The sequence below is a fragment of the Acinetobacter sp. IK23 genome (assembly GCF_035615275.1).
In the GTDB taxonomy this organism is placed as follows: Bacteria; Pseudomonadota; Gammaproteobacteria; order Pseudomonadales; family Moraxellaceae; genus Acinetobacter; species Acinetobacter seifertii.
This window is the reverse complement of the sequence record NZ_JANBNX010000048.1, coordinates 1-7,833: the sequence shown is the minus strand read 5'-3', so window position 1 is coordinate 7,833 and position 7,833 is coordinate 1. Positions and strand designations below refer to the sequence as shown.

Genomic DNA, 7,833 nt, shown 5'->3' with positions numbered 1-7,833 from the left:
GCGAAGAAATGGACGATGCCAATTCAAAATTGGCGTTTAGCAATGAATTGGTTTACGATTCAGTTCGATGATCGATTAAAAGATCATTTATAAAAAATGGAACTTACACAAAATAATTTACAGGCTCGCTATGAGTAGTTTTTACATTCCCTTTATCTGTTAAAGATTGATAAGTAAATCTCCTATCAAATAAGACCTTACTTGCCTCTTTCAAAACAGCATAAGCCGTATGTTTCTCTACACCGAAATTCTCAATATAACTTGATGCATGAATTACCAACGCATCATTAGCATTGATTCCTTTACCTGTTTGTCTGGCTTCAATGATTGCTAATAGCACTAGCCTTTGCTCAACTAAATCAAGGTTATAACTTGCATTAATTAAAGCATTATCTTTGACAACTAAGTCTTTCATTATTCTTATTACTACATCATTTTATGATGTAGTAATACTACATTAAATATTGAAGTAGTCAAATGGTCGATAAACGTAGTGATATGGGTCGATAAACGTAGTGATATGGGTCGATAAACGTAGTGATATGGGTCGATAAACGTAGTGATATGGGTCGATAAACGTAGTGATATAAGCTCTTAAATCCTTATGAATAAAGGCTTACAGCAGGTCTAAAAGCATTTAAAAACTTTAAAATTATTAAAAGCCCTGGCAAAGAAAAATTGCCCTTGGTTTTCGCTACGCTCAAACTCTATTGAATCTCGCTTTCGCTCGATTCGTGGGGCAATTTTTTGAATCATCCGGTTATAACTTTAAAAAAAGCAAAGGCAAGAGCAAAAGAAACTCGGAATTCGCTTCGCTCATAAAGCTTTTTACTCGCTACGCTCGATCTAGGCCCAATTTTCTGCATGTGATTTACGCTTATTTAGGCTTCACAGCCTAAAAAGCTGTTTTTCAGGGAGTCGAGATGCGAATTTTGGTGCTTCGCTCGTAGACACTCGCTCTATTCATCCCGATTAGAATAAAAATAGCCTCTATTTGGCGCTCATTTGCGTTTTTTGACCTGATTACTCATTTCAACAGTAGATTCTATGTCCTAAGTAAAAGATTGGCTGAAATCGCATAGGAGAGCGTTTTAACTTGGGTTTTATTTTTTATCCGTAGACTAGAGTGCCTGTTTATAGATTTTTCCCTTAGAAACACAATAGTCAGGATCTCTTTTGGCCAAGCACTATCTTTACTGTCAGTTAAGTCAATTAAAAGGATTGGGAGCCGATACATACCGGCAATTTTTGGTTCACACACCACGCATCTAAAGATAAAGGCCTAAAATCCCCAATTTATAAGGGATGCAGATGATTATTTATGAGGAGGAATCCGATACCAATAGATAGAAGAAAAACTATTTAAGCTTTTGTTTTATATAAATATTCAATGATACCGCTGATGATATCAATAAAATGCAATTTTTAGATGTTAAGTGATTGTTTAATATATAATTTTTCTGATATCACTTTGATTTCTAGTGTGATATCCAAAATACCTATTTAAATTTTAATTATCAAAAACTTAAGTGGTATCAAAGTCTTTTAATAGTAAATAAAAAATGATTGTGTCTCTTTTGTCAGTCGTTTAGGTATAAAAACGGACACAGAAATAGCCAATTTATGTTCTCCAGAAATGAGTTCTCAAAAAACGGTCATATTTTCTATAAATGTATGTTTTTAAAAAATTATAGTGAGAACTCAACATAGTTCTCAATTTCATGGTTTAACCATAATTAAATTATTGAAAAATAAATAAAATAGATGAGTTCTTGAATTATTTTCGACAAAAGTTCTCAAAATTACCAATTTTTAACATTAAGTCTCTGAAATTTATTTGAAAATGTGAGCTCTCAATAGGGATTTTTAATTATGAGCAACTTTATTGTCGATTCAGCCAACATCGTTTCATTTCCTCGGCCATGTGACTTCTGTGAATCAAAGGAAAATGTTCAAAAATTTGCAGGGCTGATGCTTTGTGGGAGCTGTCAGGAAAATATCCGGATCACTAATCCTGGCATGTTTGAGGCCAATGGTCAGATTGAACAAAAAGCCCAGGATTAACCTGGGCTGCGTATAAGAGATTTTATGTTAAATCTTAAATTTGATGACTACCTTTCCCCCTAACTACCCCACGAGCACGTTCGAGTACAGGATCACCGGAGATAACATTGAGAACAGCGAGCACAGCGATCAAGATGTAACTTGTTGAAATTTATATTATAATTTTAAATTAAATTACATTAAAAAAACTGAACTGCAATATTTATTACAGTTCAGTTTTTTTAATGCTATGTTAGAGAAACTTCAGATTAAAACAAAAAAATACTTAATTTATTGATTTATAATGAAAAATTTAATAATTTAACTGTATTGTGATTTTTGGAAATTAATGATGAATGAAAAGCAAACCGCGACTCGGTTGAAAAAAGTAGCTAAGCAAAATTTGGATTGGCGTGTAAAGTTTTGGCCTGAAATAAAGGATGAAGACTTATGGCTGAGAAAATCGAAAGTTGGATTCATTACTGTGCCAAGAGGTTTGCCCCAAATCATGGCTTTTATTGATGCTTTAACAAAAAATACTCCAGCTTCTAAGGCTTACTTTGCTCTTTGGTGTAGGAGTTTTGATGAAATGGTTATACGTATTCAAAACCCTATGATTTTAGCATCTGAATCTGGATTTTCAGGGCCACGACAATTAACTACGTGGAATGCCAGAATGGAATTGCTAGAAAAGTTTGGATTTATCAAAACAGCTAAAGGTCCAACTGGCCCGTATGAGTTTGTAATATTATTGAATCCATATGTAGTGATTAAGAATTATATGAATGATCCTGCCAATATGCCTAATGAAAACTTAAAACAGTTATTTTTAGCTTTAGAAATAAGAGCATCTGAAATTGGTGCAGATGACCTTTTAGGATAGGAAGCACATATGAATACAAATCCTAAAACATGGTTATCTTTAGATAAACAACTAGAGCTTTTAGCATCAAGAAATGTAACGATTTCTGATAGTGATAAAGCGAAAGAATGTCTAGAACGTATAGGCTATTATCGTCTAAGTGGCTATTTTTATCCCTTTAAAAAAGATAGTTATTTGTGCTGTAAGTTTCCACCGAAAAACTTGAAACCGACATCTAATTTCCCTGGTGAAACTATAAAAATTGATGATTATCAGAATGTTAAATTTGAAACAATTATTGATTTATATATTTTTGATAAGAAATTACGGTTATTAATTTTAGATGCTATTGAAAGAATAGAAATAGCTTTGCGATCCCAAATCGCCCATCTATTGGGTGAATATGGCCCATATGGTTACTTGGAACCGCAGTATTTCTATAAAGATTTCACAAGCTATTCAAATAGTGGCGTATTTTTATCGAATCATCATTCATGGCTTAGTAAAAATGCATCTTTAATTAAAAGGTCCAGAGAAGATTTTATAAAGCATCATAAAGATAATGGCTTAATACCTATCCCTATTTGGGTGATTTGTGAAGTTTGGGACTTTGGTGCTCTAGCTACTTTGTATGAAGGAATGTTAGAGAATGACCAAAATAAAATTTCACGTAAATATGGTATTCAAAATGGTCGTATTTTTTATAAATGGCTTCAAGTTATGGGTGAAATAAGAAACGTTTGTGCCCATCACTCTCGATTATGGAATAGAAATATTTTGAACGTCCCAACATATCCTCCTACATCAGCTTATGCTTGGTTATCAAAATTAGATAACGGGATAGACAAGACAAAACTATTTTCAATTTTGTGTATCTGTTCTTTTCTTGTAAAGGCAATTAACCCTAATAGCGAATGGGTAGAGAGACTTATTGTGCTTTTAAAGACCTTACCTGATATGTCTGCTCAAGGATTAGGGTTGAATAGTATGGGAGTGGATCAAACTGTTTTAAACGAAGAATGGGAAGATATTTTAAGGAATATCAGAAATTAAAAACCCCTGAGCGATTCTAAAGAATGACAGGGGTCGTAATGGCCCCATTATTAGACCATTAAAAAAAATTATCAATAGTAATTTATAAAACTTAATGAATTTTTATACAAAAAACTTTATAATTCAATTGTGAAGACCCTCATTTATCCATGATGAACGTTGCTTATATAACGATAGTTATGGGTGTCAATTCCCCCAATTGACGTAAATAAGAGGGTTGTGCCATGGGACAGAAAGTTGTTCGTGTACAAACTTATCTTCGTTTTAGGTATGGCGTTTGGGAGTCTGTGTGCACCCATTATCGTTCATTACCTAACCGATAGTTAAGTGAGAGGGTCTTCATGCAAATATTATAAAAATTTAGGATCATGCTTTTCACTTGACGACAATATGTGTCGTAAATCTTCAAACTTAGACTAACAAGTTTTACTGAAACCAAGTAAGTTACTTAAAATTATATAAATTTTAGGTGTGCTATGTTTTTTAAACAAAAAAGATTTAGAAAGATTCCGTCGGCCATTTTATCTATTCAAAATGAATTTTACATAGGTATAGATAGCAGTAAGTTGAGTGAGAAAGATTTAATTAAAATAGGTTTAACTCAGGATTTTCTTCCGTTAGTAGAGGGTATAGATTTTTTACCTTCTAAAATAGGTAAGTTTTCTACAATTAATGCAGATGGACTTGTAGTCGTAAGAAAAGATTTACCTAAAGAAAAGTTTTATCAAGAATCTGCCTATACATGGAAAGAATGGCATGGGAAAGAGCAGGTTGAATTTTCAGGTACGCGTAGTCAAGAAAGATTTAGATATCAAAGAGAACGTCTAGCTGCTCCAAATATTAAAGTCACAACAATTAAAATAGAAAATAGTATTTGGCTTCTGTTTAAATGTATCCCAAATGAAGAAAATTTACTTCATAAATTGAATTTAGCTTTAGAACTGTTTGGTGAGTTCAGCCTTGCTTTGGATGCGAAAGATGGTCCGATTGTATTACCAGCGAAAGTAAAATTTGTAGAATGGCTAATTCTTAAATCTGGAACTCTAACGGATCAAGAAATAAAAGAAAGAATAGAGCAAACCATTTCTAAAAAAATGAAAAAAACTTTACGACCAGTTATTTTACAAAGATTAGAGCATATTCGCTGTAAAGGACCTGAAGAAATAGCAATTGGATCGGCAGGTTACCAAGGATATGTAGTTTATAATTTTTTTAAGTTGGGTATATCAATTTTAGAGTCAGAGTATCCTGATAATGCAACCTATGTGTTTGATTCAAGTAAATGGGAAGATTTATCTAAGTTAAGCAAGACCGAAATTTTAAAGGAAAATTTAGCGAAAGATAGAATTTTTCATAATAAAGATTGGTCTATTAACATAGATCAATTATTTAAAAATACGAAAACAAATTTATGAAAATTTGAGGCTACTAAAAGATAATAATTTGTTAAAGAATCTAAAATTAACATAATACACGTTATACGAATTCAAAAATGGGAGCTTAAGCTCCCATTTTTACTGATGATTTTTTAATTCTTTTAGCATGGCATCCCGCAAGATTTCATTCATGCGTGTCTGATAACCTTTACCTTGTGCTTTGAACCATGCAAGTACGTCAGCATCTAAACGAATAGATGTTTGTTGCTTCACTGGACGATAGAATTGATTGTGGCGTACAGCATTACTCCAGTCGGTAATTTCAGGAATATCTGATAGATCTAACTGATCGTCAGGAACCGTTCCCTTAGCAAGCAAGCGTTCAATTTCAGCATCTTGCTTGTCGCTGAATTTTTCATTCAGTTCTTTGCGTGAGTATCTAACCATGCTCATATTTATCTCGCTCTGCTTTAGTTACCTGTCTTGCACTAATAATTCTTATGATTTCACAGTCATCTTCATCAAAGATGGTGTGAGCTACTAGTAGCATTAGTACGCCTTTTACTTTTCCAATGGTTTGCCAACGTTCTTCACCATCGGTATGTCTGTCTTGGATTGAGATCCTCAACGGATCTTCAAAAACAAGGCTTGCCGTTTCGAAAGAGACATCGTGTTTTTTCTGATTCTTTCGATTCTTTGCCTCATCCCATTCGAAATACTGTTCCATAAAAAACATTCAAATTTGTATATACAATAATGTATCACAAAATTGTATCACTCAAGTTGAGAAGCGTAATTTTTAGTCAGATTTATTGGCAAAATATTTCAAAACCGCCTAAAAAAAAGCCGACTTGTTTCCAAGCCGGCTTTTCGGGTTTGCGTTCCCGATTTCTTATAGTATAACTTTTTGAAATATAACACTATTTAAAAATGCATTTCGTATAACGGCCATTATGTTAAATAGAATCAAAAAACCTCCAATAAAATCGTTATAGTATTATTATTTATTGAGTAGATAAGAGAATTAAATTAGTGAAATACTCAAATGAAAAAATAGTAAAAGCTCTCTTACTTTCTCCTTTACCACTACTTTTTTTCACAGCAGTCCTGTTTATCGTAATGAATCAGGAATACAGCCTATACTCGATTTTAGTGGTTCTTGTAGGGCACGGTCTTGTCTACTTGGCTTATTGTATTTTGACTGTACCTTTCAGCTTCATATTCTCAATTCTTTTAAATCGTTATAACAGTCTTAATTTATTAACTATCTGTATTGCCTCTATAATTATTGCTACTCCATTTTTTATTCTTTTTGGATGGAGTCACACAGGAGAAATTTCGAAAGAGTGGTGGAAGATGTATACAGATACATGGACTATCTTTATGGCTCTATTTCCTGGCTTATGTTATTGGCTATTTCTGATTAACCTAAAAGATAAGAAATCAAAGAATATTGAATAAACCATTGCATAGAGATTCTTAAATTTCCCTAAAATTAACATAATACACCTTATACGAAATTCAAAAAAAATAATATTATCTTTATGATAATTAAAGAAATTTAATACAATCTCCATTATATTAAATTCTCATTACATAGGCTAAGAACTGACTCAATAATAAAAAATGGGAGTTTTGTTGAACTCCCATTTTTGAGACTGCACATTAAACTTTTTCAAATAATTATGTAGCACTTTTTCTAGTATCTTTTATTAGATTTGAAGGTTGTAGGTTGAGCTGAGCAACTTATGCCGAGGGGCTGACATTTATCAGACAGAGTATCCATTTCAGCTTTCGGTGCTGTCTAGAAATAAAGGGAAAGTTGTTTCAGGCGAGGACATCACTTTTGCAAAGATGAATGAGAGGTGTCTCTGCCTGAATATTTGCTTTTCTAGAATTGAGTGTCTAGAAATCAAATGAGGTTTGTAGATAATACGTTTGTGGCGCACCTACATACATTCCACCGACTTGATCCGCTGAACGAGTGTAGTATTCACGGTCAAATAGGTTCTTCACACCGAAGCCCACTTTGAGACCATTGAGTTGTGTGTTGGAAAAATCATAGGATGCCCGAATACCCACTAAACCATAACCAGGAATGTTGCCATAGCGTCCAGTAGCATCATGGGTGCCCGATGCGGTTTGACCAGATTGACCGTAGAAATTAGTGTTTAGTGTCCATTGATCAATTTTATAGTCTATTCCAGCATTGCCGACCAATTGTGAATAAAAGTCGAGATCTTGTCCTTTGTTTTCCCCAGCAGATGCGGTTGCTTTGGTGTAAGTGGTATTGGCATATAGCGAAATACCGCTGAGTTCGTCACTGATTGCACCGAGATTATATTTAAATCCGAACTCGGCTCCTTTGTGTTCAGTGGCACCTAAATTTGAGTAAGTTTGAGTTGCATCATCTCGTTTTAATTCATCAGAAAAATCAATATAAAACAGGGTGAATTCTAGGGATAGATATGGGTCTAAATAGTGTGTACCAATTTCATA

8 protein-coding genes and 1 pseudogene are annotated in these 7,833 nt (G+C 33.4%); 5 read left to right on the top strand and 4 right to left on the bottom strand.

Features of this window, described 5'->3' with window-relative positions:
- Window positions 1–115 precede the first annotated feature (115 nt).
- Window positions 116–415 (bottom strand): annotated as a pseudogene (locus MSG95_RS18480) (RepB family plasmid replication initiator protein); the annotation flags it as partial.
- A 1,457-nt stretch (window positions 416–1,872) separates the two neighbouring features.
- Here MSG95_RS18480 and MSG95_RS18475 point away from each other — a divergent pair.
- The 4 genes from MSG95_RS18475 to MSG95_RS18460 all read left to right on the top strand — a co-directional run bounded on the left by MSG95_RS18475 (window position 1,873) and on the right by MSG95_RS18460 (window position 5,373).
- On the top strand, window positions 1,873–2,064 hold the full coding sequence (locus MSG95_RS18475; protein WP_151791395.1) for a hypothetical protein: 192 nt from the start codon (window positions 1,873–1,875) through the stop codon (window positions 2,062–2,064).
- A 331-nt stretch (window positions 2,065–2,395) separates the two neighbouring features.
- Window positions 2,396–2,926: a hypothetical protein gene (locus MSG95_RS18470; protein WP_320117072.1), complete on the top strand. Its 531-nt coding sequence runs from the start codon at window positions 2,396–2,398 to the stop codon at window positions 2,924–2,926.
- A gap of 9 nt (window positions 2,927–2,935) precedes the next feature.
- Window positions 2,936–3,958, top strand: a complete 1,023-nt coding sequence (locus MSG95_RS18465; protein WP_320117071.1) for an Abi family protein — start codon at window positions 2,936–2,938, stop codon at window positions 3,956–3,958.
- A 476-nt stretch (window positions 3,959–4,434) separates the two neighbouring features.
- Window positions 4,435–5,373, top strand: a complete 939-nt coding sequence (locus tag MSG95_RS18460) for a hypothetical protein (RefSeq protein WP_320117073.1) — start codon at window positions 4,435–4,437, stop codon at window positions 5,371–5,373.
- A gap of 99 nt (window positions 5,374–5,472) precedes the next feature.
- Here the strand turns inward: MSG95_RS18460 and MSG95_RS18455 are convergent, their stop codons facing one another.
- Window positions 5,473–5,787, bottom strand: coding sequence for a BrnA antitoxin family protein (locus tag MSG95_RS18455; protein ID WP_004282216.1), 315 nt, complete (start codon window positions 5,785–5,787; stop codon window positions 5,473–5,475).
- A complete protein-coding gene (locus MSG95_RS18450; RefSeq protein ID WP_039890878.1) occupies window positions 5,774–6,061 on the bottom strand; it encodes a BrnT family toxin in 288 nt (95 codons plus the stop codon). Before MSG95_RS18450 ends, MSG95_RS18455 begins: the two co-directional genes overlap by 14 nt.
- Window positions 6,062–6,366: 305 nt before the next feature.
- Between MSG95_RS18450 and MSG95_RS18445 the strand changes: the two genes are divergently transcribed.
- On the top strand, window positions 6,367–6,795 hold the full coding sequence (locus tag MSG95_RS18445) for a hypothetical protein (RefSeq protein WP_000877730.1): 429 nt from the start codon (window positions 6,367–6,369) through the stop codon (window positions 6,793–6,795).
- 444 nt (window positions 6,796–7,239) lie between these two features.
- Here the strand turns inward: MSG95_RS18445 and MSG95_RS18440 are convergent.
- Window positions 7,240–7,833 (bottom strand): TonB-dependent receptor domain-containing protein (locus MSG95_RS18440; RefSeq protein WP_324624965.1); only part of this gene is annotated, 594 nt, incomplete at its 5' end.